The sequence below is a fragment of the Mesorhizobium sp. WSM3224 genome, assembly GCF_000427725.1.
GTDB lineage: Bacteria > Pseudomonadota > Alphaproteobacteria > Rhizobiales > Rhizobiaceae > Mesorhizobium.
Map to the genome: position 1 here is coordinate 131,547 of NZ_ATYO01000008.1, position 25,423 is coordinate 156,969.

Annotated in this window: 26 protein-coding genes and 2 tRNA genes; 12 read left to right on the top strand and 16 right to left on the bottom strand. The window is 63.2% G+C overall.

Going from position 1 to position 25,423, the window contains the following annotated elements:
* Positions 1–2 precede the first annotated feature (2 nt).
* Positions 3–1,241, bottom strand: coding sequence for an FIST signal transduction protein (locus tag YU3_RS0116065; RefSeq protein ID WP_027167219.1), 1,239 nt, complete (start codon positions 1,239–1,241; stop codon positions 3–5).
* A gap of 203 nt (positions 1,242–1,444) precedes the next feature.
* Here YU3_RS0116065 and YU3_RS0116070 point away from each other — a divergent pair, with 203 nt between their 5' ends.
* The 4 genes from YU3_RS0116070 (at position 1,445) to YU3_RS0116085 (ending at position 6,547) form a co-directional block, all read left to right on the top strand.
* Entirely contained in the window at positions 1,445–1,945 is a 501-nt protein-coding gene (locus YU3_RS0116070) for a (2Fe-2S)-binding protein (protein ID WP_027167220.1), read from the top strand.
* A gap of 119 nt (positions 1,946–2,064) precedes the next feature.
* On the top strand, positions 2,065–4,413 hold the full coding sequence (locus tag YU3_RS0116075; protein WP_027167221.1) for a xanthine dehydrogenase family protein molybdopterin-binding subunit: 2,349 nt from the start codon (positions 2,065–2,067) through the stop codon (positions 4,411–4,413).
* Between the two features lie 102 nt (positions 4,414–4,515).
* Positions 4,516–5,313: a xanthine dehydrogenase family protein subunit M gene (locus YU3_RS0116080; protein ID WP_027167222.1), complete on the top strand. Its 798-nt coding sequence runs from the start codon at positions 4,516–4,518 to the stop codon at positions 5,311–5,313.
* Between the two features lie 211 nt (positions 5,314–5,524).
* Positions 5,525–6,547: an acyltransferase gene (locus tag YU3_RS0116085; protein WP_027167223.1), complete on the top strand. Its 1,023-nt coding sequence runs from the start codon at positions 5,525–5,527 to the stop codon at positions 6,545–6,547.
* Here YU3_RS0116085 and YU3_RS0116090 read toward each other — a convergent pair whose 3' ends face one another.
* The 3 genes from YU3_RS0116090 to YU3_RS0116100 all read right to left on the bottom strand — a co-directional run bounded on the left by YU3_RS0116090 (position 6,548) and on the right by YU3_RS0116100 (position 8,413).
* Positions 6,548–7,030: an SRPBCC family protein gene (locus YU3_RS0116090; RefSeq protein WP_027167224.1), complete on the bottom strand. Its 483-nt coding sequence runs from the start codon at positions 7,028–7,030 to the stop codon at positions 6,548–6,550.
* A 76-nt stretch (positions 7,031–7,106) separates the two neighbouring features.
* The gene (locus YU3_RS0116095) at positions 7,107–7,604 is read right to left on the bottom strand and encodes a GNAT family N-acetyltransferase (protein ID WP_027167225.1); all 498 of its coding nucleotides are present in this window, start codon (positions 7,602–7,604) and stop codon (positions 7,107–7,109) included.
* A gap of 11 nt (positions 7,605–7,615) precedes the next feature.
* Positions 7,616–8,413 (bottom strand): copper homeostasis protein CutC, encoded by a 798-nt coding sequence (locus YU3_RS0116100; RefSeq protein ID WP_084508098.1) that lies wholly within the window; start codon positions 8,411–8,413, stop codon positions 7,616–7,618.
* Between the two features lie 161 nt (positions 8,414–8,574).
* Between YU3_RS0116100 and YU3_RS0116105 the strand changes: the two genes are divergently transcribed.
* Both YU3_RS0116105 and YU3_RS0116110 read left to right on the top strand, forming a co-directional pair.
* Complete coding sequence (locus tag YU3_RS0116105) at positions 8,575–9,003, top strand: SRPBCC domain-containing protein (protein ID WP_027167227.1); 429 nt, start codon at positions 8,575–8,577, stop codon at positions 9,001–9,003.
* 118 nt (positions 9,004–9,121) lie between these two features.
* Positions 9,122–9,577 carry a carboxymuconolactone decarboxylase family protein gene (locus tag YU3_RS0116110; protein ID WP_027167228.1) on the top strand — a complete coding sequence of 152 codons (456 nt, stop codon included), beginning with the start codon at positions 9,122–9,124 and terminating at the stop codon, positions 9,575–9,577.
* Between the two features lie 71 nt (positions 9,578–9,648).
* On the opposite strand, the gene YU3_RS0116115 is transcribed toward YU3_RS0116110, so the two are convergent.
* The 5 genes from YU3_RS0116115 to YU3_RS0116135 all read right to left on the bottom strand — a co-directional run bounded on the left by YU3_RS0116115 (position 9,649) and on the right by YU3_RS0116135 (position 14,285).
* Entirely contained in the window at positions 9,649–10,080 is a 432-nt protein-coding gene (locus tag YU3_RS0116115; protein WP_027167229.1) for a cupin domain-containing protein, read from the bottom strand.
* A gap of 54 nt (positions 10,081–10,134) precedes the next feature.
* Positions 10,135–11,739 (bottom strand): DHA2 family efflux MFS transporter permease subunit, encoded by a 1,605-nt coding sequence (locus YU3_RS0116120; protein ID WP_027167230.1) that lies wholly within the window; start codon positions 11,737–11,739, stop codon positions 10,135–10,137.
* Positions 11,736–12,941, bottom strand: coding sequence for an HlyD family secretion protein (locus YU3_RS0116125; RefSeq protein ID WP_027167231.1), 1,206 nt, complete (start codon positions 12,939–12,941; stop codon positions 11,736–11,738). The genes YU3_RS0116120 and YU3_RS0116125 overlap by 4 nt, the downstream gene beginning before the upstream one ends.
* Before the next feature lie 104 nt (positions 12,942–13,045).
* Complete coding sequence (locus YU3_RS41270; protein WP_280796676.1) at positions 13,046–13,369, bottom strand: SDR family oxidoreductase; 324 nt, start codon at positions 13,367–13,369, stop codon at positions 13,046–13,048.
* A gap of 7 nt (positions 13,370–13,376) precedes the next feature.
* Positions 13,377–14,285 carry a dihydrodipicolinate synthase family protein gene (locus YU3_RS0116135; protein WP_027167233.1) on the bottom strand — a complete coding sequence of 303 codons (909 nt, stop codon included), beginning with the start codon at positions 14,283–14,285 and terminating at the stop codon, positions 13,377–13,379.
* Positions 14,286–14,296: 11 nt separating this feature from the next.
* On the opposite strand from YU3_RS0116135, the gene YU3_RS40605 reads away from it, so the two are divergent.
* Positions 14,297–14,524: a hypothetical protein gene (locus YU3_RS40605; RefSeq protein WP_156913485.1), complete on the top strand. Its 228-nt coding sequence runs from the start codon at positions 14,297–14,299 to the stop codon at positions 14,522–14,524.
* A gap of 891 nt (positions 14,525–15,415) precedes the next feature.
* On the opposite strand, the gene YU3_RS0116155 is transcribed toward YU3_RS40605, so the two are convergent.
* Positions 15,416–16,252 (bottom strand): alpha/beta fold hydrolase, encoded by an 837-nt coding sequence (locus YU3_RS0116155; RefSeq protein ID WP_027167237.1) that lies wholly within the window; start codon positions 16,250–16,252, stop codon positions 15,416–15,418.
* A gap of 317 nt (positions 16,253–16,569) precedes the next feature.
* On the bottom strand, positions 16,570–17,214 hold the full coding sequence (locus tag YU3_RS0116160; protein WP_027167238.1) for a hydrolase: 645 nt from the start codon (positions 17,212–17,214) through the stop codon (positions 16,570–16,572).
* 153 nt (positions 17,215–17,367) lie between these two features.
* On the opposite strand from YU3_RS0116160, the gene YU3_RS0116165 reads away from it, so the two are divergent.
* Both YU3_RS0116165 and YU3_RS38655 read left to right on the top strand, forming a co-directional pair.
* Positions 17,368–18,261 (top strand): LysR family transcriptional regulator, encoded by an 894-nt coding sequence (locus YU3_RS0116165; protein ID WP_027167239.1) that lies wholly within the window; start codon positions 17,368–17,370, stop codon positions 18,259–18,261.
* Between the two features lie 468 nt (positions 18,262–18,729).
* Positions 18,730–19,338, top strand: a complete 609-nt coding sequence (locus tag YU3_RS38655) for a hypothetical protein (protein ID WP_210163527.1) — start codon at positions 18,730–18,732, stop codon at positions 19,336–19,338.
* 130 nt (positions 19,339–19,468) lie between these two features.
* Here the strand turns inward: YU3_RS38655 and YU3_RS41670 are convergent, their stop codons facing one another.
* From YU3_RS41670 to YU3_RS0116200, 5 genes are all read right to left on the bottom strand, one after another.
* The gene (locus YU3_RS41670; protein WP_245273522.1) at positions 19,469–21,358 is read right to left on the bottom strand and encodes a hypothetical protein; all 1,890 of its coding nucleotides are present in this window, start codon (positions 21,356–21,358) and stop codon (positions 19,469–19,471) included.
* 444 nt (positions 21,359–21,802) lie between these two features.
* Positions 21,803–22,387, bottom strand: coding sequence for a hypothetical protein (locus tag YU3_RS40610; RefSeq protein ID WP_156913487.1), 585 nt, complete (start codon positions 22,385–22,387; stop codon positions 21,803–21,805).
* 27 nt (positions 22,388–22,414) lie between these two features.
* Positions 22,415–22,564, bottom strand: coding sequence for a hypothetical protein (locus YU3_RS40615; RefSeq protein WP_156913488.1), 150 nt, complete (start codon positions 22,562–22,564; stop codon positions 22,415–22,417).
* A gap of 444 nt (positions 22,565–23,008) precedes the next feature.
* Positions 23,009–23,212 (bottom strand): hypothetical protein, encoded by a 204-nt coding sequence (locus YU3_RS40620; RefSeq protein ID WP_156913489.1) that lies wholly within the window; start codon positions 23,210–23,212, stop codon positions 23,009–23,011.
* A 612-nt stretch (positions 23,213–23,824) separates the two neighbouring features.
* Positions 23,825–23,899: transfer RNA gene (locus YU3_RS0116200), tRNA-Asn, on the bottom strand.
* A gap of 211 nt (positions 23,900–24,110) precedes the next feature.
* Between YU3_RS0116200 and YU3_RS0116205 the strand changes: the two genes are divergently transcribed.
* The 3 genes from YU3_RS0116205 (at position 24,111) to YU3_RS0116215 (ending at position 25,374) form a co-directional block, all read left to right on the top strand.
* Positions 24,111–24,371 carry a hypothetical protein gene (locus YU3_RS0116205; protein ID WP_027167241.1) on the top strand — a complete coding sequence of 87 codons (261 nt, stop codon included), beginning with the start codon at positions 24,111–24,113 and terminating at the stop codon, positions 24,369–24,371.
* 163 nt (positions 24,372–24,534) lie between these two features.
* Positions 24,535–24,608: transfer RNA gene (locus YU3_RS0116210), tRNA-Cys, on the top strand.
* A gap of 91 nt (positions 24,609–24,699) precedes the next feature.
* Positions 24,700–25,374, top strand: coding sequence for a protein-L-isoaspartate O-methyltransferase (locus YU3_RS0116215; protein WP_027167242.1), 675 nt, complete (start codon positions 24,700–24,702; stop codon positions 25,372–25,374).
* Positions 25,375–25,423 lie beyond the last annotated feature (49 nt).

Consider the following 25,423-nt stretch of genomic DNA (forward strand, 5'->3'; position numbering starts at 1 on the left):
GCTCACTCGGCCGCGCGGCGTTCGCCGAAGGCGATGCCGGTAAAAGTCTGGTTGAGGTGCATCGAGCGGTACTGCTCGCCATAGGTGCCGAAGCCGATGACCTTGTTGGTCCGATAGAGCTCGGAAATGTCGCGGAAGACCTGACGGTTGCGCGCGTCGAGCCGGCGCAGCACGCAGTCGAAGCCGAGGATCATGTCGATGCCGCCGAGCCTGCGCTCGACATCCTGGAGAGCGGTGCGCGTCGATTCCACCATGTTCTTCGGCTGGGCGATCGACAGCACCACGCCGTCGTCGATGGCACAGAAGAAGGACAGCGAGCCGTCAGCGTGCATGCGCTGGATCGAGCGGCAATAATATTCGCCGCCGACTTTTAGCACGACGGGGTGCGAGGCAAAGCTGAGCGGCGTCAGCATCTGCGGCAGGATGCCGACGGAGGCTGCATATTCCTCCGCCGCGTTGGTGGCGTTGAATTCGCGCACGACCCGGTGGTCGGGGTCGGACTCCGTCACCACCAGCTTCTCATCGGTCGGGATGAAATTGTCCGTCTTGAAGACGTGGAAGGGGATCTCGGTCGCGACCAGCACGATGATGGCGCAGTCGGATGCAACCCTGCCATTGGCGATCAGACTGGTGGTCTCGAATTTCAGGTCGTCGCCGGCCGAGCCGCCAATCAGCGGAATGTCGTCCAGCCCCCAGTGGATGGCCGAGGTCACTGCTTCCTCGGCATAGGACAGTCCGTCGATGAAGCAGAGCGCGAATATGCCCTTGGAGCGATCATCGCCGACGCGCCCGCGCAGCAGGCGCCGCAGCGCCGCGACCTCTCCGGTGATTCCGTCCATGCCTGACGAGGACAGGTTTTCGACCATGGTGCAGACGGTTGAAAACGACGCCGACGGCAGGAGCAGGGCAAGGATATGCCCTTCCTCCAGTCCCTGCGGCGTGATCTCGCCCGCGGTCGAGCAGCCGGCATAGGCGAGTAATGGCGCATGCAGCTTCAGCGCCTGGGCGAGCGCTGACGCGTCGACCAGGCTTTGGGAGAAGAACAGAAGCGCGAAGCCGGCGTTGACGATCGCGGCTTCGGCCGCGATTGCCCGGGCAAAGGCGCTTGGGTCGGGCTCATCCGTGGTGAGCGCCGAAAGGCCCGATGCATAGCGTGTGCTCGAACTGGCCAGCTGCCTTCCTCCCGCAGTTCCTCCAACGCTGTTTTTATGCGCATGCCGGCGCGCTCGCGTCGAAGGCATTGTTGTCTCGGCGACTCACTTTGGCAATGGGCGCTCCACGTGAGGCGTGACCGAAAGTACAATATGCGGCGTTTCGGGCGAACTGCATTCTCGCATTTCGGGGAGGTCCAAGGCACATTTGCCGTGCATTGGAAACATCGATTGCCGGCATTTAGAACACGCTGGCGGCTGAACGACCAAGGTTGATACCCAGGGAGGGGCTCATGTCTGACGTTTCGTTGATGGTGAACGGAAAGCGGGTCAGCGGGAACGTCGAGGACCGAACGCTGCTGGTTCATTTCCTGCGAGAAAATCTCGGTCTCACGGGCACGCATGTCGGTTGCGATACATCGCAATGCGGCGCCTGCGTGGTGCAAGTCGACGGCAGGGCGGTGAAGTCGTGTACAATGCTGGTGGCGCAGGCTTCGGGCTCGACCATCGTCACAATCGAAGGGCTGGCCAACGGCGCCGAGCTGCATCCGGTGCAGGCCGCGTTCAAGGAACATCACGGGCTGCAATGCGGCTTCTGCACGCCCGGCATGATCATGACGGCGACCGACATGATCGCGCGTCATCCCGAGGGCCTCGACGAGGCGACGGTGCGCGCCGAGCTCGACGGCAATATCTGCCGCTGCACGGGCTACCACAACATCGTGAAGGCGATCCTCGCCGCATCGCAAGCGATGGCGAAGGGGGCCAAGGGCAGGGCGAAACAGGCAGCATAGAGATCAAGGGAGTAGGGCAGTAAGGGAGTAGGGCAGTAAGCAAGTCAGGGGTCGAGGAATTCCCTACTGCCTTATTGCCTTACTGCCCTACTCCCCTCCGTTTCGGGAGGAATTTCCTAATGGGTATCGAAGGCGTCGGCGCCCGCGTGGCGCGCAAGGAAGACAGAAGGTTCATCACCGGCGGCGGCCGTTATGTCGACGACATGGTGGTTCCCGGCATGAAGCATGCCGTGTTCGTGCGCAGCCCGCACGCGCATGCGCAGATCAAGAAGATCGATGTGAAGAAGGCGCAGGCGATGCCTGGCGTCATCGGCGTGCTCACCGGCAAGGAGCTCAAGGCCGACGGGATCGGCAATTTGATCTGCGGCTGGATGATCCATTCCAAGGACGGCACGCCGATGAAGATGGGCGCCTGGTCGCCGCTCGCCGTCGACAAGGTGCGCTATGTCGGCGACGCGGTCGTCATCGTCGTCGCCGACACCAAGGGTCAGGCACGCGACGCGGCTGAAGCGGTCGAGATCACCTACAAAGAACTGAAGGCCGTGGTCGATGCCACGAAGGCGATCCAACCCGGCGCGCCGCAGATCCATGCCGAGGCAGAGAACAACCTGATCTTCGACTGGGAACTCGGCGACGGCAAGGCGACCGACGCGGCGATCAAGTCGGCGGCCCATGTCACGCGCATGAAGATCGTCAACAACCGGCTGGTGCCGAATGCGATGGAGCCGCGCGCCGCGCTGGGCCATTACGACAAGGCCGAGGACCACTATACTTGCTGGACGACGTCGCAGAACCCGCATGTCGCGCGACTGGTGATGAGCGCCTTTTACAATGTCGCGCCGGAAAACAAGCTGCGCGTGATCGCGCCGGATGTCGGCGGCGGCTTCGGTTCCAAAATCTACATCTACCCGGAAGAGATCGTCTGCCTGTGGGCCTCGAAGAAAACCGGCGTTCCGGTCAAATGGGTGGCCGACCGCACCGAGAGCTTCCTTTCGGACGCGCATGGCCGCGACCATGTCTCGACGGTGGAAATGGCCTTCGACAAGGACAACCGGATCACCGGGCTGAAGGTCGACACGATCGCCAATCTCGGCGCCTACATGTCGCTGTTCTCGTCATGCGTGCCGACCTATCTCTATGCCACGCTCTTGTCCGGGCAGTACAACATCCCGGCGATCCACGCCAATGTGCGCACCGTCTACACCAACACCGCGCCCGTCGATGCCTATCGCGGGGCGGGGCGACCGGAGGCCACCTACGTGCTGGAGCGCATGATGGAGACCGCCGCGCGCGAACTCGGCATGTCGCCGGCGGAACTCAGGCGCCGGAACTTCATCACCTCCTTCCCGCACCAGACGCCGGTGATCATGAATTATGACGCGGGCGACTATAACGCCTCGCTCGATGCCGCCATGAAGGCGGCCGACTATGCCGGCTTCACCAAGCGGCGGTCGGACGCCGCCAAGCAGGGCAAGCTGCGCGGCATCGGCATGAGCTGCTACATCGAAGCCTGCGGCCTTGCGCCGTCGTCGGCGGTCGGCTCGCTCGGCGCCGGCGTCGGCTTGTGGGAATCGGCGGAGGTGCGCGTCAACGCGGTCGGCACCATCGAAGTGCTGACCGGCTCGCACAGCCATGGGCAGGGCCATGAGACGACCTTCGCGCAACTGGTCACCCAGCGCTTCGGCGTGCCGATCGATTCCGTCTCGATCGTGCATGGCGACACCGACAAGGTGCAGATGGGCATGGGCACCTACGGCTCGCGGTCCGGCGCGGTCGGCATGTCGGCTATCGTCAAGGCGCTGGACAAGGTCGAGGCCAAGGCCAAGAAGATCGCCGCGCATCTGCTGGAAGCGGATGAGGGCGACATCGTCATCGAGAATGGCGAGGTCAAGGTCGCCGGCACCGACAAGAGCCTGCCCTGGTTCCAGGTGGCGCTTGCTTCCTACACCGCCCATAATCTGCCCGCCGGCATGGAGCCGGGCCTGAAGGAAACCGCCTTCTACGATCCGTCCAACTTCACCTTCCCGGCCGGCTGCTATATCTGCGAGGTCGAGATCGATCCGGAGACCGGGTTGACGGAAATCGTCCAGTTCGTCGCTGCGGACGATTTCGGCAACATCATCAATCCGATGATCGTCGAGGGGCAGGTGCATGGCGGCATCGCGCAAGGCGTCGGCCAGGCGTTGCTCGAAGGTGCGCATTACGACGACAACGGCCAGCTTTTGACGGCAAGCTATATGGACTACACCATGCCGCGCGCCGACGACCTCCCGTCCTTCACGGTGTCGACCTCGAACACACCGTGCCCGGGCAATCCGCTCGGCGTCAAGGGCTGCGGCGAGGCCGGCGCCATCGGTTCGCCGCCGGCTGTCATCAACGCCATCACCGATGCGCTCGGCGTCGTCGACATCGCCATGCCGGCGTCGCCCGCGACGGTGTGGTCGGCGATCCGCGCGACGAAGCACTGAAATGAGTGAGTAGTGAATAGGAAAGCGCTTCATCGACAAGGGTAGCTGAGGCTTCACTACTGACTACTCACTACTGACTAAGCACTTTTAAGTGAGGATCCCATGTACGCAGTCAACTATCACCGTGCTTCCTCCGTCGCCGACGCCGCCAAGCTGCTGAAGAACGGCGACGCCAAGCTGCTCTCCGGCGGCATGACGCTGATCCCGGCCATGAAGACGCGGCTCGCGGCGCCGTCGGACCTGGTCGACGTGTCGCGGCTGAAGGACCTTCAGGGCGTCAAGGTGTCCGGCAAGACGGTCACGATCGGCGCCGCGACGACTCATTACGACGTCGCCACCGACGAGAAGCTGAAGAAGGCCTGCCCGGCGCTTGCGCATATGGCATCGCTGATCGGCGATCCGGCCGTTCGCTACAAGGGCACGATCGGCGGCTCGATCGCCAACAACGATCCGGCGGCCGATTATCCGGCGGCGTTGCTGGCGTTGGGTGCGACGATCATCACCAACAAGCGCGAGATCACGGCGGACAAATTCTTCAAGGGTCTGTTCGAGACGGCGCTGAAGGAGGGTGAGATCGTCACGGCGGTTAGCTTCACCGCTCCGGCCAAGGCGGCCTACCAGAAATTCCGCAACCCGGCTTCGCGTTACGCCATCGTCGGCGTGTTCGTCACCAAGGGCAAGGACGGGGTGAGGGCAGCGGTGACCGGCGCCGGCGAAGATGGCGTCTTCCGCTCCAAGGAAATAGAGGCGGCGCTGGCGAAGACTTTCGACGCTTCGGCGCTCGACGGCCTCAAAGTGCCGGCAAAGGGGCTGATGAGCGATCTCCATGCCTCCGCCGACTACCGCGCCAATCTGATCGCGGTGATGGCGAAGCGCGCGGTTGCCGCGGCCAACGCCTGAACGCTCTCGGCCTGACTGAAAGAAAGGGGTCGTCACGGCCCCTTTTTCTTTTGCAACCGCAATGGCTTGGCCGACGAGCCCTGCCAAAATCGAAGCTTCGCACTTGCACAAAGTTATCCCGCACTGCAAAATAAAGCAGGCGGGAATACGAGGCGGGTCCAAAACGCATGGCGGCTGCCGTGTTTCAGACCTCGAGTTGCGAAAGCACGGCATGACCGACATCTCCGCTGCGTCCGTTGTCCTGCCGCGAGCCACAGCCGACAAAGCGGCACGGACAAGGCTGGCCTATCTCGACGGCTGGCGCGGCCTGTCGATCGCCCTGGTGCTGATCGGCCATTTTTTCCCGGTTCCCGGCATCAATCTTGGCGTTCTCGGCGTCGAATTCTTCTTCGTGCTGAGCGGCCGGCTGATGGGCGAAATCCTGTTCATCGAGCGTTTTCCGCTGAAGAAATTCTTCAAGCGCCGCTTCGCGCGCATCTATCCCGCGCTGCTGGTGTTCGTGGTCGCGGTCATGATCGGCCTCGCCGGCACCTACATCGCCTTCAAATGGAAGGCGGCACTGACGGCGCTGACCTTCACCTACAACTATGCCGGCGTCCTGGTCACCCGCGCCGGCGCGCTCGACCACATCTGGTCGCTCTGCGTCGAAGAGCATTCCTATATCCTCCTGGCGCTGATCAGCGTGCTGGTTTCCGGAAGGACGAATGTGGTGCGGCTGCTCGTGGTGCTGGCGCTGCTGGCGATGGCCAACGGCGCCATTTCCTACGGCGTTCTCGGCATGGGCTACGAGACCAGCTACTGGCGCACCGACGTGCACATCGCCTCGATCCTGCTGTCCGCCGCGATCTGCCTGCTCAAGGCCGACGGCCGCCTGCCGGGTTTCCTGCAAAGCCCGCATGTGGCGTTTGCGGCCGCGGCTGGCGGCGTGTTGCTATTCCTCGATCCGGTGCCGACCACGATCCACTATCTTCTTGGCGTGCCGCTCTTGGCGCTGGCCGTCAACACGCTCGATTTCGCCGGCGGGTACCTGACCGGGCTGTTGTCATCGCGGCCGATGGTGATGCTCGGCCTGTGGTCCTATTCGCTCTATCTCTGGCAGCAGCCTTTCTACAAATTCGTCGATGAGCGTGGCAGCGCGGCGGTGCCGATGGTGGCGGCGGTGTTCGCCTGCGCGCTCGCGAGCTACTACATCGTCGAGAAACCCGCCCGCGGCTGGCTCAACCGCAATTGGTGATCAATCTGGTTTTGCCGCTCGTTGCGCGGCCAGGTAGCGGCGAAGCCCGGCTTCGCCGCGTGGTGTCGTCCAGCGGTGGTTCCAGGCAAAGGCTGGCCTGAGCAGCGGCGCCAGGAATCTGAGGATCGGCCTCTCGACCGTGACCTGCCAGACCAGGTCGACATGCGTGCCGGTTCCCGACGGCGCCAGTTCGGCCCGCCACAGCCCGTCGAAATCGCCGAAGGTCTTCACAACCACCAGCCGGCCGGGCTCGAGCTCCGCGGCCTCGATGATGAAGTTCAGCTCATAGGGCAGGGCGCCGCGCGCCCTGGCCCTGGCGCCGACGACGCCCTTGCCCTTTTTGTCCAGCGGCTCGACCTCTTTATAGGCATCGCCCCACCAGAGCGGCAGAAGCTGAGCGTCCGACAGCACGTCCCACACTTCCTGGGGTGTGACTTCAGGGATGTCCCAGCTTTCGTCGAAGCGGAAGACATTGCTTGCCATGATGTCGCGCCCCAGCCAGCGGAGCGGCTATATTAGCTGCGGCTTGTTTTTCTGGCCAGCAGCGTTCGGAGCGTGCTCAGGCGGCGATGGATTTGGCGTAATAGCGCACGGATTTCTTGCCGCCGTGGATCACCGCGTCGCCGACTTCGGCGAAACCGAGCGTTGCGTGGAAGGCGTCGGAAGCCGGGTTGGGCGGATCGGCATTCACCTCGCAGGTGACGATCGTGTGGCCGCCGCGCCGGGCATGATCGAACAGATCCTCATAGAGCCGGCGGGCATGGCCACGGCCACGCGCCCCGGCTGCGACCACCACCCGGTCGACATAGACGAAGCGCGCATATCGCTCGCGAAACCAGAAGAAGTTCGGGCTGTCGTAGCTTGCGTCCTGGTCGAAGCACATGATGAAGGCTTCGAGCGCACCGATGCGGCGGGTGTAGAAAGCTTCGCCGAGCAGGACTGAAAGCCGTTCCGGCTCGAGCCAGGACAGCTCCGCCGCATGCTCGTTGTTGAGCGCTAGGATGGCGGTCTGGTCGGCGGTCAAAACCTGTTCGATCGGCAGCGGTTCCTTGGTCATCGCACCGGTCATCAGGCTCTCACGGCCGCGATCGTCGCCGCCACCTGGGCTTCATCGGTCACCGTGTTGCGGTATTCGCGGTCGAGGTCGGTGCCGCCCATGCCGACATTCGGGTTGCGGTAGCGCATGGCGCTTGGCACGTCCGCGAGCGCGGCGAAATGCATCTCGGTCAATCCGGTCCGTCTGCGCACTTCGCCGATAATGTCGGGGACCAGGGCGCCGCAGCCGAGGATGATGATGCGCCCGCCCGCCTGGCGAACGAGCTCAGCCAGAAGCTCGATACCTTCGACCGCCGTGTCGCGCTGGCCGCTGGTCAGCACGCGGCCGACCTTGCAGCGGATCAAGGCTTCGAGCGCCTCGGCCGGATCGCGCGTCATGTCGAAAGCGCGGTGGCAGGTGACGTTGAGCGAGCCGGCAGCCTCAACCAGCGCGCTCATGCGTTCCTCGTCGATGGCGCCGTCGGCGGTCAGGCAGCCGACGACGACGCCGGCCACGCCGAGTTCGCGAAGCGCTTCGACATCGGCCAGCATCGAGCGGTATTCGGTCTCGCTGTAGAGGAAATCGCCGCCGCGCGGACGCACGATGACATGAAACGGAATGGTCGCGCGTTCCAGTGCGGCGCGGACCGTGCCGAGGCTCGGCGTGATGCCGCCCTCGATCAGGCTGGCGCAGAGCTCGACCCGGTCGGCGCCGGCGGCTTGCGCGGCAAGCAGGCCATCGATGCCTTCGACACAAATTTCGATCAAGGGTTTTTGCGTGTCCGCCACCGTTTCCATCCATGCTTGCGAGGAGATGGGCAGCCCTAGCATCGTGCGGGCCGGCGCGAAAGCCTGAACGGTAGCCGCTATTTTGGGCCAAGCGGCATTTCAACGCTTGACAGTTTTATAACTGTGGGGTTATGGGTTAAATCCATAGCCGGTGGGTTATTGATTTCGTGGGGGCAACGTGGCCACGACAAGGAGAAGCAACTATGACGCAAACCAAATCGATCGTTGTCGAGCGGCTGATTCCGCATTCGGTGGAGAAGATATGGCGCGCATTGACCGTGCCCGAACTCGTCGCCGATTGGCTCATGCAGAACGATTTCGCGGCGGAGGAGGGGCATCGCTTCACCTTCCGGGCGGCACCGGTGCCGGGCTGGTCCGGGACGACGAACTGCGTGGTGCTGAAAGTCGAGGCGCCGCGCCTGCTGGCCTATAGCTGGGGCGACGGAAGCGAATCCGACAGCGGGCTGAAGACCCTGGTGACCTGGTCGCTCACGCCCGAGGGTGCGGCGACCCGGGTGCGCATGGAGCATTCGGGGTTCCGGCCCGCCGACGAGCGCGGATATGTCGGCATGGGCAGCGGCTGGCCGCGTATCCTCGAGCGGCTTGAGCAGGTAGCTGGCAAACAAGGCTGAAGGCCCACCGTGCGCCCGTCTATGGCGGCCGATAACTGACACACCTGACTGAAGAACAAGTCCTGGATGCGCGGCATCCGGGGCGCTGAAGCACACCCGAAAGACGAAGGAAAATATGATGCAAGCAAGGATCAAGAACCCGGTGATGCTCATTCCCGGCGCGCTGCAGGCGCTCATGGCGCTCGACAAGTCGACCGAAGCCGGCGAAGTGCCTTACGTTACGCGCAAGCTCATTCATCTTCGCGCCAGCCAGATCAACGCCTGCGCCGTTTGCGTCGACATGCATGCGCGTGAGCTGAAGAAAGCCGGCGAGAAGGACGAGCGGATTTTTGCCGTGTCCGCATGGCGCGAAACGCCTTACTTCACGGCCCCCGAACGCGCCGCTCTTGCGCTGACCGAAGCCGCGACGCGCCTTGCCGACCGCTCCGACGCGGTGCCGGACGATGTCTGGGACGAGGCCGCGCGCCACTATGACGACAAGGCGCTCGCCGCCCTGGTGATCCAGATCGCGCTGATCAACGCGTTCAACCGCCTGAACGCCACGACCAAGCAACCGGTAGGCGCCTGGGGCTGAGAGCGGATGATCGGGCGTCCGCCTGCCTTTGGGGCGGGCGCCTTGCTGGTGAAACAGCCTTGCTCGTCAGGTTACTGCTTCAAGATCGTGTTCTTGGCGCCTTGCTCGACCTGGTCGATGACCAGAAGCTTCACCGGATCGGTGCCGATGTTGGTGGCCTGGTGCCACTGACCGATCATCTCGACGATGAAGTCGCCGGTCTTGTAAGTATTGCTGGCCCCGGTCTCGACATTGGTGACCTTGAGCGTGCCAGCCTCGACATAGGCGTAGTGCGGGAAGGGGTGCTTGTGGACGGGCAAGGTCGCGCCTGGCGCGATCTGGTAGGATGAGACCTGGACCTCGACGTTCTTCTGCGGCAGCGTGATCGGCTGGCCGGACGCGGTTGTCGTCTTGGAGGCCAGCGGCGTGACGACGACAGGTGTTGCCGAACTGTCGAGCGCGTTGGCGGTGGTCGTGGAAAATGCCGCCGCCAAAAGCAGCGCCGATGCCAGGATGTTGCGCATTGAGTCCTCCCTTGCCGCCAGCTTGGCGTGGCGGACAACAGGGCGCAAGCGGGATTATCCATGGCTTTTGGTTGCTCCCGGCTTAGGTGATCGCAGCAGCAGGGCGAGCGGCACGAACACTGCCGTTGCCACAGCGCAATAGAAGAAAACATCGACATAGGCGAGCAGCGACGCCTGCCGGCCGATCTCCTGCCCGATCCAGCTCACGGCCTGCTGCCTGGCTTCGACCAGCGGCGAGCCCTCGGCGACGAAATGGTCCGTCACCTGGCGAAGCGTCTGCTGATAGGCCTCGCTCGATTGGGCGGTGTGGCCGACCAGCACCGACTGGTGGAACTGGGCGTTCTGGGCGATCACCGTGTTGGACAGCGATACGCCGATGCTGCCGCCAATGTTGCGCGCGACATTGATCAGCGAGGATGCCTGGTCGGTCTTTTGCGGCGGCAGGCCGACATAGGCGGCGGTCGAGATTGGGATGAACAGGAACGGCAGTCCGATCATCAGGAAGATGCGCGCATAGGCAAAGAAGCCGAAGCTGGCGTCGGGCGTCAGCGAGCTCATGTGCCAGAGCGCGACCGCGACGACCGACATGCCCATCATGATGAGATAGCGCGGCTGAACGAAACCGGCCACAAAGCCCGAGATCGGCATCAGCATGAGCATGGCGATGCCGCCCGGCATCATCGACAGGCCGGAAAGGGTGGCGGTGTAGTCGAAGGTCGTCTGCTGCAGCTGCGGCATCAGCTGCGTGGTGCTGAAAAGCACCGCGCCCACCGCCATCATGACCAGGAACGACATGCCGAACTGCCGGCTGAAAAGCAGGCGGACGTCGACGACCGGATCGCGCCGGGTCCATTCCCAGGGAACGAGCAGCAGGAACGACACCGCCGAGACCACCGCGAAGGTGGTGATGAAGGTCGAGGCGAACCAGTCGTTGCGCTGGCCCTCGTCGAGAAAGACTTCGAGGCAACCGAGCGCCATTGCCACCAGAATGAAGCCGATCCAGTCGACCTTCAGTCCCTTGTCCAGTCGCCCTCGGCGCTCGCGTTCGAGAATGTCGGGTTCGATCACCAGCCATTGCACCAGCGCCAGCGACATGATGCCGAACGGCACATTGATGAAGAAGATCCAGTGCCATGAGAAATTATCCGTCAGCCAGCCGCCGATGGTCGGCCCCACCGTCGGCGCGACGATGACGGCGATGCCGTAGAGCGCGAAGGCCTGTGAACGTTTCTCCGGCGGAAAAGTATCGGCGAGGATCGATTGCTCGCTCGGCGCCATGCCGCCGCCACCGAGCCCCTGCAGGATGCGGAAGGCAATCAGCGTCGGGAGATTGGGGGCCAGTCCGCACAATAGCGACGCGAGTGTGAAGGTCGCGACGCAAAACATGTAATAGCGCTTGCGGCCGATGACGCTGGCGAGCCAGCCGCTGACCGGAATGATGACGGAGTTGGCGACCAGATAGGTGGTGATCACCCAGGTGCTCTCGTCCATGCCGGCGGCCAGGCTGCCCGCAATGTTGCGCAGCGCGACATTGGCGATCGAGGTGTCGAGCACCAGCATGAAGGTCGCGATCGAGACGACGATCGCGATCAGCCAGGGGTTGCGGCCGCCGGCGGCGGAGCGGCTCTCGCCGCCTGGGGCTGTCGCCGCATCCGTCATCGCACCTTGACCGTCGGCACCACCGACATGCCGGGACCGAGATAGACGCCGGGGGGCTCATCGAACACGATCTTGACCGGCACGCGTTGCACCACCTTGACGAAATTGCCGGTGGCGTTTTCAGCCGGGAGCAGGCTGAACGCCGTGCCGCTGCCGGCCTGGACGCTGTCGACGCGGCCATGGAAGGCCTTTTCCGGGTAGGCGTCGATGGCGATATCGACTGGCTGGCCAGGCCGCATCAGGTCGAGCTGCGTTTCCTTGAAGTTCGCCTTCACCCAGACGTCCTTGGGAACGAACATCATCAGCACCTGACCAGGCTGCGCATAGGTGCCTTTTGCCGCCGTGATGTTGGTGGCATGGCCGGCGACCGGCGCCGTGATGGTCGTTCGGGTAAGGGTGGTCCTGGCCTGGTCCTCGGCGGCCTCAGACTGCTGCAGTTTGGCCTCGTCGCTCTTGACCTGTGCCTGCAGAACCGCAACCTGGCTTTTCGCCGCCTCGGCGTTGGCGTTGGCGGTATCAAGCGCGGCCTGGTCCTGGCGCAGGGTTGAAGCGGCCTGCTGCGCCTGTTGTTGCGTGGCCGTGCCTTTGGCCAGGAGCTCGCGGTTGCGCTGGTCCTCGGATTTGGCGAATTCGAGCGTCGCCTGCGCCTGCGCCACCTGTTTTTGCGCGGCGTCGATCTTGGCGTTCTGCGCTTTGATCTGCGCCTGCACATCGGCAATCTCGGCCCGCGCCGCCACCACGCCTGCCACGGCCTGCTTGAGCGAGGCCTGATAGTCGCTGTCGTCGATGCGCAGAAGCACGGCGCCGGCCTCGACCGGCTGGTTGTCGGTGACGGCAACATCGGTGATGCGCCCGGAAATTTCCGCGCTGACCGTCACCGTACGCGCGTCGATGAAGGCGTCATCGGTCCATTCATATTGGCGCGCATTGAGCCACCAGGTCACCACGGCGGCTATCGCCAACAAGACAAGGATCGCGACGGCCGCCGCTACAAAGGGATGGCGCCTCACCAGGCTGGGCTTGTTGCCGTCGGACGGGCTGTCATTCGCCTGGATGTCTTGCGCTCGCTTGTCGTTGCTGCGCTTGTTTTCGACGGGCTTGTCGCCGCTCGGCGGGCGTCGCCGCCGATCGGACCGGGGCCGGGCCCGCGCTTCTTCGGCAGGAGCGGTTTCGCGCCCTTTTCTTTCAGATTTTGCGTCCAAGGCAACGGATCCCAGATATCGTCGACCCCTCGCAACAGGGTCAACGGGCGGTTTCCGCAAAGGTTCCTGTCGCCGGATGCCAGGCAGCGGCCCGTCGGTCGGCGTCAGCCCGCCATCCAGCCGCCATCCACCATCAGGTTTATGCCGGTGACGTAGCTGGCCATGTCGCTGGCAAGAAACAGCGCCGCGCCCGCCACGTCGTCCGGCTGCCCGAGCCGCGGCCAGGGCGTGCGGCGGCGCGAATAGTCGAGCGCATCAGGGTCGTTGGCGACGCCCGGCTTGCCGGTGATGATCTTGCCCGGGGCGATCGCGTTGCAGGCGATGAGATCATCGGCATGGTCGACCGCGATCTGGCGTGTTTCCGCCAGCACGGCTATCGCGCCGGCCGGCTTGTCGGTGTGCAGGATGACGGTTGGGCGCGCCGACATCGCGACCTCAGCTATGGCCGATGTGGTCGGCGGCGCTGCCGAGCGCGGCAAGCAGAGCCTGGCCGCTTTCCAGTGTCACATTTTCATGCGGCGCGCGCAGGTTCAGCCAGCGCCGGTCGCCGGATTTGACCGCGAGCACCGCCTTCATCGCCGGAATGAGGCCGGCGTCCTGGATCACCTTCCGGAACGCCTTGACGGCGGCATCCGCCTCGGCGATGTCCTCGCCTTTGCAAGCTGCGTCGTAGAGGCGGCGGATGGCGGCGGCGTTCAGGTTGACGGTCGCCGAAATGCAGCCGGCTGCGCCGCTCGCCAGACCCCTGGTGAGTTGCGCCTCCGAGCTCGGGAAGACCGCGATGTCGGGCGCGGCGGCGATGACGGCGGCCGTGTTGTTCCAGTCGCCGGCGCTGTCCTTATAGGCGACGACGGTCTCCGGAAACGCCTTGCTCAGCCTGGCCGTCAGCGCGGGATTGACCGGCACGCCCGAGTTCTGCGGGATGTGATAGAGGATCACGCGCATCGAAGGTTTTGCCACCTTCTCGATCAGCTCGCTGTAGTAGCGCGCCTGGCCGTTGTCGCCGGCGCCGGTGTAAAAGAAGGATGGCAGCACCATGACCGCGGCACAACCGAGACCGACGGCATGTGCCGACAGCTCCACCGTTTCGGGAAGCGCGGTGACGCCGGTACCGGGCATCAGTCGGTTCGGCGCGATGCCGGCCTCGACCAGCCATTCCAGCGCCCGCATGCGTTCGCGCAAGGAAACCGACAACGCTTCGCCCGTCGTGCCGAATGGCGACAGGAAATGCGCACCCTGGCCGAGCACCCATTTGGCGTGGGATATCCAGAGATCGCGCGCGATGCGGCCGTCGTTTTCGAACGGCGTCAGGATCGGGGCGATGGTTCCTTGCGGGCGGGTCATGGATGTCCTCTATGCATGATGCTGTCGAAGTGGCCGACCACCGCCGCGACGGCGCGGGCGAAGCAGGCCGAAGCGGTGATGTCGAAGAGTATGTCGAAACCCGCGGGCGAACGGAACGTGACAGCCTCGATATGGCCGACGCGGGTCTGCGCGATATCGTCGGCGCCGAATTTTTGGGGTCTCAGGTCCAGCGCGCAAAGGCCGCTCATCGCTTCGGCAAGGCCTTGGGAGGATCGTAGAGCAGCGCCGAGAGATCGGAGAAGCGGCTGTCGCGGTTGTTAAGCGGCTTGTCGGCAAGGTGTTGTGAAGAGGAAAGCTATGGCACGGCGACAGAGCCGCAAAGCAAAATTCGCCGGCACAATGACTATGGGAATCTGGCCCAAGCGGGGGAGGCGGCGGCGGTCTCTTTCCTCAATCAGCCGGGCCAGCCAGCTTTAGTCGCTATCAGCGTGATCGAGACTGTCATCAAAAGCACGATCAATGTCCAAATCACCACGTTCGCGGACAGGCGCCAGCGGCGACCTTGCCTCATGCGTTTTCGCCAACGATCGGCTTGATTGGCGCCCTCGTATTTCCCCAAGCCATCCCCCCAGCCGCGGCCGAGCGCAAGCAGGAGTAATGTAGCCTGCTCCAGTGGAGATCGGAATAGTGGGAAGGAATGAAGCTCCCCAAAAGGGCGCCACGCGGGCGCCGGTCGGCCAGCGATGGCTACATGTCGTATCGGGGGACCAACTTCGGCGACCGCAGTTCCTGGGCCATCTTTGCCGCTTGGAAGATTGTCATAAGAACGTAGGTCGTTTCACCTTCGGTCGAGTTTATGGCCAAGACCACGCGGCCAATCTCGTCACTCGTGGCGCAAGACCAATCTTTGACTGCAATTGCCCGTTTCCCCGCCATGTGCCCTGCCTTTCCCAGCAAGACGTTATTTGGCGTGATGAAAACCAGCAATTTGGACTGAGTGCCCGACTCCATTGGGCCTAACGTCGCTACTCTCGCTCTGCCTTCCGCGGTGACGCCGGAATAGCGCAAGGGCTGGACGCCACGCACGCGGGCGGCAGCGAGGTGGCCACGAGCCGGAAAAGAAAAAAGTGCACGGTCACCGTAGTAGCAGCTTTCCGCCCGCAACCGCTTCAGTTCGTGACGAATTCCAGAAGGTCGGCGTTCAGCACGTCAGCGTTCACTGTCAGCATCCCGTGCGAGAAACCCGGATAGGTCTTCAGCGAGCCGTGCGGCAGCAGCTTGACCGCCTTCAAAGCCGAGGCGGCGATGGGGACGACCTGGTCGTCCTCACCGTGCAGCACCAACGTTGGCACGGTGATCGCCTTGAGGTCATCGGTCTGGTCGGTTTGCGAGAAGGCCTTGATGCCATCGTAGTGCGCCTTGGCGCTACCCATCATGCCCTGCCGCCACCAATTCTGGATCACGCCTTCATGGACCGTCGTGCCCTCGCGGTTGAAGCCGTAGAACGGGCCTGACGGGACGTCGCGGAAGAACTGCGCACGGTTGCTGGCCAGTGCCGTCCGAAAGCCGTCGAAGACCTCCATCGGCGTGCCTTCGGGGTTGTCGTCGGTCTTCAGCATCAGCGGCGGAATGGCGGCGACGAGGACGGCCTTGGCCACCCGGCCCGCAGGTTCGCCATGTCGCGCCACGTACCGCGCCACTTCGCCACCACCGGTGGAATGCCCGATGTGAACCGCGCTCTTCAGATCCAGCGCTTTGGCGACGGCAAACGCGTCGGCCGCATAGTGATCGATGTCGTGACCGTCGGCGACCTGCTCCGAGCGTCCGTGGCCGCGCCGGTCATGCGCGACGACGCGATAGCCCTTCGACAGGAAGAAAAGCATCTGCGCGTCCCAGTCGTCGGAGCTGAGCGGCCAGCCATGGTGAAAAACGATAGGCTGGGCGTCCTTGGGACCCCAGTCCTTGTAGAAAATCCGCACGTCGTCGTCGGTCGTGACAAAACCCATGGTGTGGTCTCCTTCTGGAGTATCGTGGGTGGCAGGCCCCGCGGTACGCGCAGGACCCAATGGAAAGGCGAAGCTTGCGGCAAGCGCCGGGGCCGAGATCAGGACGTCGCGGCGGTTGAGCGGCAGGCCAAGGGCGAAGGTGGGAGGCATCGAGGAACTCCGCGAGTTATTCAAAAGGCGGCGGGCGGGTCACAGGCAATCGCCGCACATGAGCGGATTTGTTTCGGTAGAAGGCTTCCCTGTGAGGTGAGGGCGGCGATGGCCGGCAAACGGATCGATTCCGACCCTCACCGAAATGCTCGCCATGCCGGCCGGGATCAGCCAGCTACTGGCGTGTTGAGAAGCTGCTGCTCCCAAAGATACGCGATGCCGCTGCCGCCGAAGTGCTGGATGAGAACCTCGGTCAGTTCCTCGACATGCTCGGTGCGCGCCCAATCGCGTTGCCATTCGCCAGCGAGCGCCATCACGGTCATCACGTTCGCGCCGGCCGCGATCATTCGCTGGATGGCAACTTCGTGAGACTCCTTCGAAATCCCGCCCGACGCGTCGGTGATCACGGTCACGTCCCAGCCTTCGCCGGCGGCCTGGATGACAGGCATTGCGACGCAGACCTCGGTCCACAGGCCGGCGATGATCAGCTGCTTGCGGCCGGTCGCCTTGACGACGCTCACCACATTCTCGTCCTGCCAGGTGTTCACCCAGGTGCGATCGATGACTTCCTGGTCCGGAAACACGTCGGTGATGTGCTTAAAGAGAAGTCCACCGCGCGCCGCGATCACGCTGGTGAGAATCGTCGGAACATTGAAGGCTTTTGCCAGCTTCGCCAGCGCGGTCGTGTTGTTGACCACCATGTGCGGGTCGTGGCTGTTCAGATTGGCCAGCTGATAGGGCTGATGGTCAATCAGGACGAGGACGGAATCTTCGGGACGAAGAAGCGAATCGAGGCCGTTACGGGGGGTCATCAAGACTTCCTTTCTCTGCGCCATGGACGGCGATGGGTTCAAGGGAGACATGCGCCAGCTGGCGACGTTGCCTGGACGCAATTTGCTGTTCCTTTTGGTGACACGGTAGCGCCATAGTCAGGCAAGCTGTGTCGCGAAACGGGGAACACCGAATTGGACATCGAAGATCTGCAGACATTCGTCGCTGTGGCCGATGCAGGAGGCGTATCGGCGGCCGCGCGCCGGCTCGGCGTCTCCAAGTCAATCGTCAGCCGGCGGCTCTTTCGGATTGAAGCGGAACTTGGCGCCCAGCTTCTTGCACGAACGACCCGCGGCGCCGCTCTCACCGAGGCGGGGATCACGTTCAGGGACCATGCGGCCCGGGCCAGCGCCGAGATCGACACAGCCAGGGAAACGATCCTCCCGACCGGCGACCTTCGCGGCCGCCTGAGGGTTGCCATGCCGCTTACTTTCGGCCCAACCCACTTCGCCCCGGTGCTCGCGGAAATGGCGCGGCTACATCCGAAGCTTCAAATCCATACCTCCTACAGCGATCGCTTCGTCGATCTCATTGCGGAGGGTTTCGATTGCGCGATCCGGGGCGCCTACCTTCAGGACTCCAACTTGATCGCGAAGCGCGTTGGGCCGATCCATGGAAAGCTCGTCGCAAGCCCAGATTATATCGAGGCGCACCGGTCACCCGAGACCCTGGACGAACTCGTCACCCATCAGGCCCTCATGCAGGGAACAGAAGCCTGGCAGTTCATGGATGGCAGCAAGATTGTCACAGTCCAGCCGCAGGGCCGGTTCAAGGCCGACAGTGCCACGGCGCTGGCCGCGGCGGCGGCGGCAGGTCTCGGCATCGCCTGGCTGCCCGATTGCATCACACATGAATATGTGGCCTCCGGCGCGCTGGTCCCGATCATGACACGCTATCCGGTACCTCCGGGGGCCACGTATATCGTACGCCCGCCGGGTCAGCATCCGACGCGGAAAGTGCGTGTGCTCACGGAAATGCTGACCGAGTATTTCAAACGGAACCCGCAGCTTTGGGGTCTCGACAGCTAGGGCACGAACGGGTGCGAAGCCTCGTCAAGGAACTGGGTCCGACGGTGGCACTATTTCGGCGACATAGCCCGCATGGTCCACTTGCCGCGAGGCAGCTTGACTTATCCAACGGCTAGTCGGGCCAGACGGTCGCGCGCCAGTTTTTGGACATTCAGGATGCCTAGGGCCGGAAGGACGGCGCGCTCCAACTGGAGGCCGGTGGCTTCAAGGGTCCAGGACGCCATCGCTCCAGAGGATGATTGCCCATGACCGCCTTGTGAAATCATCGGGCGGTGGGTGATGCCGGCCATCGTGATGCATGTCCTTGATACGCCGGATTCATCGACTAGTTAATCCCGTGGGCGCCGTAGTCGCAAGTTTGCTTGGGGGCAGCGGCGGTTTCCGACGTTCTGACCGCATGCCGCGGAAGGACGGCTGAGCCGACGCATTTTTTTGGAGGCTGCCATGCGTCAATCCCCTGGAGCCAGCTTGGCATATTTGGCATTTGCCTGCTCGATCGCGATAGCTTGTGCAGGGGCCGCAGCCGGCGGCCAGCACGGCGGAGGGCATGACGGTGGCGGCAATCATGGTGGGGACGGCGGTCATGACCCTGGCAGCCACAACGACGAGGGCCACAATGGCAGCCCGCACAAAGGACTTGGCGATCCCGGCGACCCCACCAGCGATCCACCGTCGGACGATGATGGGATCAGCACCATTACAACGGGGGCAGTGGCACCAACCACGGCTGTCGCCCCGTCCGCAGACGGCGGAGGGTCGCTCGACCTCCCGCCCGCCCTGCAGCCTCCTGAAGACAACATCATTCCACCAGCGGTCAATCCGATCGAAGCGGCGCCGGGCGTTCCCGATGACGTGGTTGGCGCCTGCCATGACGCAATCGAGCAGGCCGCCGCCCCGTTTGGCGCGGCCAGTGTGCGCGTCGTCAGCGCAGGTTCCATGCATCAGTTAAGCCGACATACGATCTCGGCCCCCGTTCAGGTCAGCATCGACTATGTACGTCAAGACAGCGTGGAGACGCGTCAGGCGTCGGTCGGGTGCAAATTGAACGCGAAAGGCAGCGTGATCGGGCTGACGTAGCGCACAGCGCGGCGCCGACGAAGTCGAATTCATCCCGCCTGCTCCCGGTTTTCACAGCAAGAGACCACGTGGTGGTCTCTTGCTGCCTCAAGTGTGGTTGCAAGAGGCTGCGGGGGCACTCGTTTGGAACTCAATCCAACGTCGAGTGGCTCGGCCGGAGCGAAAAGGGAAGCGTGATAGAACGCACGCGGATCACCCGCGACGGGTTGCGAGCCTTGCTGCGCGTGGTCTTCTGGCTGACAGCCTTGACTTGGCCCGTGCCCGCCGATGGACGGCCGGAGCGCGGCTTCAGCGGCGGCTCGATCTGCGCGCTACGGCGGTCAGCCCTAAGTCGGTCATTGTCCGCGCGCGCGGCGGCCAGGTCGCGAGCTAGAGAAACGGTGGATTCACGTTGCTGGTCCAGGGCCTCGTTCAGCCTGGTGACCTGTCCCAAAAGTGCCTGGGCCGCGCCGAGACGGGCTTTATTGAGGTCCTCGGCTGATACAGCGCGTTCCCGTGCCTGGGCCTGCGCCGTCTCGGCCGCGGTCTGCTCGGCACGTTCTCTGGCTGTGACTGCTTTGGTTCGTTCCTGCTCAGCCGCGTCGCGCTCGAGGCGGGCCTTGTTGAGATCTTCACGGGTCGAGGCTGTTGCAGCGCGCTCTCGTGCCAGAGCCTGCGCGGTCTCGGCCACGGTCTGCTCGGCACGTTGTTTGGCCGAGACAGCCCTGGTTCGTTCCTGTTCAGCCGCGTCGCGCTCGAGGCGGGCCTTGTTGAGATCTTCGTGGGTCGAGGCTGTTGCAGCGCGCTCTCGTGCCAGGGTCTGCGCCGTCTCGGCAGCGGTCTGGTCGGCACGCGCTCTCGCTGTGGCTGCACCGGTCCGTTCCCGCTCAGTCATATCCGCGGCTGCGGCCCTGGTCTGCTGCATTTCAGCGAGGTTGCCACGAAGATCCGCCGACTTCCGGCGCTCCTCGTCGAGCATTCCGCTCGCTTGCGCCAGCGAAACCTCGGCTCTGGCGCGGTCCGCGGTGGCCTTGTCCTCGAGCTGTTCAATTTGCTCCCGCGCTTGCGATAGGTCGCGCGCCATCTGTTCGGTTCGCTGACGTTCAAGGCGAGCAGCAGGCATCTGGACAAACACATAGTTCATGGTTTTGCCCAGCAACGCACGGGCGTCTTGAGCAATCCACCGCAATGCGTCGAGTGTGCGAGCTGCCGCGAGTTCGTTGCGCAAACGCTCCTCGTTGGCGTTGTCGGCGGCTGCCATGCTTGTCTTCAGCGCGTCGATCTGTCTGCGCGACTCAAAGAGCGCGCTCTGCAGAGAGGCGCTCCTGGCGCGCTCGCCCTCCATCGCCCGGTGTTCTTGTCCGGCCAATTCCCTCGCGGCGGCTGCTTGAGCAAGAGCTGCCTTGACTTGTGCCTTGGCCGCCGCGGAATCCGGGCCAAGCAATTCGACACGGGTGCGCTCATCTGCCTGCGCTGGTCCACGCATACCCACTGGAGAACTGGCCGGAAGTTCGAAGGGCCGCGAAAGATCGCCCTGGGCATGCGACATGGCGGGAGCGCTTTCGACCTGGTTTTGTCTGGTCATCGCAAAACCAAGCGGCACGACCAGGCAGATTATGGTGACGCCCAGGCGTGTCGCAAGACCGATCTGCCTGCGAACACGAGGCGGTGAGGCCGTAGCGATGTTTGTCGTGGAAGCGATAGCACTGGGCTGGCCCCCGGGCGAGCTCTCGCCAGCTTCGGAGATGTCGAAATGCTCGATTCGCACCCCGAACTGACGGTGGTTGGCATCCCGAGACAGGGCGTCCGGGTCTGAGGGCACGGCACTCTGAGAAGAAGCAGGCCCGCCTGCCAGCTCGACCGGTCGCTCCCAAACCCAGGGAACCTCATCGAGGGGGGTAGGCCTGTATTCGCTCAGATAGGGATTTGGTTTCAGGCGTCGCTGTCGCACTGCGATAAGGATACGTCGGAGCACAAGATAGACGCCCAGCAATACAAATACCGTTATCCCGCCCAGGATGGCGAGATCTGCGTTGTTCATGTAAATTCCGGCAAGATTTGGCATCGCCGTGCTAGCCTTGGTGCTGGCTAAAGCCTCTGCTTACTCTCGAAGCTGTCACTGCTTCGGGTCCTCCAGTGCTGCGGATTCGTTGTTGCATAGCGAAACGCCGGTCGTGCGCTGACAGACATGCCGGCGCTGATGATTTCGGCTTGAAAACGAACTTGAAGATGCCGTGGCCGCCGTTCCCGGTCGCCAAGAGCACGGGTCGCCAAGAGCGCGGCGCTCCGAACAGCCCGACCTGCATTCCTCAACGCCCCGAGAGTCTCCCACGGTGCGCGCCATTCCGCCATTTTCAGAGTCTGGACGGTCCATCGTGAGCTTTAAGCTAGGTCACAGACCGCCGTGGTCAACGATCCCTTCTGCTAATGTAAGACCGCCGCTGTGATGCCCGCTCGTCGTGGCGGGGCTGACTTCGCTCAGGAGTCACCAAAAAGAGAATGTGCAGTGTGCCTCGACTGTGGCTGTGGCCGAGTACGCCATTTGTGTGTGGCTGACAGCCATATGGCGATGTCGTCGGCATGATCGATCTGAGCGACGGTAGCCGTCACTACCACTGCGTTTCGAGTAGATGCTGTTATGCGTTTTGAACCATTGGATCGAGATGGCGAAAGGCGAGCCGCTCTTCACCGAGCCGCGCGCCTTTTGCTTTTGCATGACCGGGTAATCAAGCGCCTCGACCAAATCAACGACGGTGCCGATCTGGTCCTGAAGGCCGCGGCCGAGTTGGTCGAGGCTGCATTGGTCAAGCCTGATCGGCCGCCGATAAGACTGCCAAGGGCCGACTGGCCTCTTGGGCTCTGATTGCCCCGCGCGCGGAGGAAGCGCAAAGAATGCCCGGAAGGAATGTCTTCGTCTGGGTCTGACAGTTCGATCCATCGCTTTGCTCTGCCGGCGGCGATGGTGCAGCAATTCTTCACCGAGTTTGCCGGCGCATCCGACGAGTTGGGCGAGCGTCAACTCGCTTTGCCAAGGCAGAACCGAAGGAGCAGGCCTGAACGGCTCAATCATGGCGCCGACAGGTGCTTTCCCGCGGACCTAGTTCCAAGAAACTTTGACCATGCCCGGGAAGGTCTCGGCTTGCTCAAGGTTTTTCACAAACGCAATTCTATAAGCGCTCTTGTTGGCGAATCCGTCCCAAACGAAGAACGCCGCAATGGCGGCGATGATGAAGAGAACCGGTCGCATCGGACCACCTCCCAAACGGAAGCCCTAAGCATGATCCTGCTTTAGTCTGAATGCAAGCAATTGCTAATATAATAATGTTGGCGCGAGCGCTGCCTTCCGTTGCACGATGCCTGCGCTCGTTCTTGGTGGGGACGAGCCTCAGACCATCGCTCGCCCGCCGCCGTATGGTGGCGGGCTCCTTTTAGTGGCGTCTTCCGCTTTGGCGGGACGTAGCGCGTCACCAGTCTCACCATGTTCGCGAGCAATGAAAAGGCCCCGCTCCGATAGCCCGCTGCGGATGTGCCACCACCACCCGCAACGGGCTAAGGTGGCCGGCGCCTCTCGTTGGGGAGATTGCCTGAAAGCGGGCGCCGGCCTGGCGAACCGTGAGTCCGCCGCACATTCAGATTGGCTAAATTAGGTCGTTTGGACATGGTGTGATCGCGTACCCTCTTGGCAGCAGGGCTAGGCAAGAAGCTGCAGGCCGGAACGGGCCTGCCGGTGGACTGCCTCATCTGCAAGCGCAAGGCGACCCTGGACGTTGCCGAACTGGTGAAGCGGCTCGGGCCGGATCATGGGTGTTTGCACTGGAATCTGATCAAGGTGATCTTCTGTCACGAGTGTCGCGGCGCCGGTCGAGAGGATCGGAACCTGTAGTTCATCAATCACGCCTGACGCCTGAGAAGCGCAGACGCTGGACGCCTTGCCATAGTGCAGCGGCCCGGCCGGCTACGGGGGGAAGCGTGCAGCACGAGCCGGGCCCTGGCCGGCGGGGGGCACACGATACATGGCGCCGGCTGAAGGCGATTATACTCCCGCCCCGGCCATCCATAGGCTGCACAACGAGGTAGGCCGGACAAGCAATGCGTGTATTAGTACGTCCTAATTAGTACCGTGGGGATGGACTGTCTCATATTGGGAAAATATCCATGGCGCAGATCTTGCAAAGTCACCGGGTATAGCTCGGGGGGCGGCCGCACCTCTCCCCTGGCTATGCCCCTTGCTTTGCATGGGGTGCCCACCGCTGCCGTGAATGGGGCGGTGGGCTAAAACTTTGCTCATAAGCCGTGACTTATGCAATGTTCGCCACGTTCTCCTACGGGAAGCAGCGGACCGGCTCCTAGGCAAGTCGCATTCGCCGATAAACTGAACGGTCAATCCTCGGGTTGGCTGGTGGCCCGCTGCCATGGTGGCGGGCTTTGCATCCTAGATCGCCGTACATATACCGTACATCAGCCGATTTTTCGGCCTTTTCGCGTTATGCTAGGTGCTTGGAAAACTTGGCTCCCCGGGCCGGATTCGAACCAGCGACCAACCGGTTAACAGCCGGTTGCTCTACCACTGAGCTACCGGGGAACGGAGGCTCTGATGTGAGTGGCGCAGCCTATAGCAAACACCTTTCACCTTTGCAAAGAAGCAATTCGCAATTTTTCTCCAGTTTTTAATGCGGCTATTTGTGGCATCGTTTCGGCATGCCCACATATGAAGGGCTTCACACCGGCACGGAACAAAGCGGTCGGTTGTCGCCTTTTGGTATGGCTTCGCCAGCAGATGGGATTGGTTTTGAATGACGGCAGCGGACGACAACAGCGCCCCGGCGCGGAAGATCACGGTTTTCGGCCGCGAATTCGCCATGCCCCGGTCACGCGGCTGGCGAATCGCGATCGGCATGCTGCTTACCCTTGGCGGGCTTCTGGGCTTTCTGCCGATTCTCGGTTTCTGGATGGTTCCGCTCGGTCTCCTGGTTCTGTCCTATGAATTCGCGATGATCCGGCGCCACCGGCGGCGTTTCGTCATCTGGTGGGAGCGCCGGCGCCGGCCCGACTGAGAGCCTCGGCGGCTGCGCCGCAGCGATGCCGAACCCGTCTCAACCGATTGGTAAGCACCACTTTCGCCGCTCCATATGAAAGCGTCGGGAATGACGCGCGGGCGCTTGACGACCTTTGAGCACCAACATAATGAGTTCGCTCGGAACGCCGGGAGCATTGCGAGGCCTCGTGGCGGAGTGGTTACGCAGAGGACTGCAAATCCTTGCACCCCGGTTCGATTCCGGGCGAGGCCTCCAGATGCTTGCGGGCTCCAGCGCAACCGCGCCGGAGCGGGGTTCCGGTCGAAATTTAGCCGCGCATTTGGCGCGGGGAGCGGATTGTTGGGACATGAGCGCTGATTTCTCCGAACGCCGCGTGAAAATGGTCGACGGCCAGGTCCGCACCACCGATGTAACCAGCGCGCCGCTCATCGAAGCCATGCTCGCCGTCCCGCGCGAGGCCTTTGTCGGCCCTGGACAGCAGGATCTGGCCTATATCGACGAAGACATCCGCATCTCGGATGGCGCCAATGGCGCCGGCGCGCGCTACCTTATGGAGCCGTCGCCGCTCGCCAAGCTGCTGCAGCTGGCTGAAATCGACGCCGGCGATTCGGTGCTCGACGTCGGTTGCGGCACCGGCTATTGCGCGGCGCTGCTGTCCCGGCTTGCGCGTTCAGTCGTAGCGCTGGAGAGCGATCCCGCGCTGGCGGAGGCCGCGAAAACCACGCTCTCCAGCCTTGGCTGCCAGAATGTCACGGTGGTGACCGGACCGCTGCCGCAGGGACACGCCGCCAACGGACCTTACAACGTCATCTTCATCGGCGGCAGCGTCGAGGAAGTGCCGCCGGCGCTGCTCGACCAGCTCGCGGAAGAAGGACGCCTGGTTGCAGTCGAAGGACGCGGCAACTCTGGCGTGGCCCGGCTGTTTTTCAAGGCAGGGGGGGTTGTAACCGGAAGACGGGCCTTTAATGCGGCAATTAAGCCACTACCGGGCTTCGAACGTGCTCACGCGTTTGAATTCTGAGCGTTTTTGCCTTGCAGCGAAGGCACTTACATGGTCGCTTGCGCCGAAC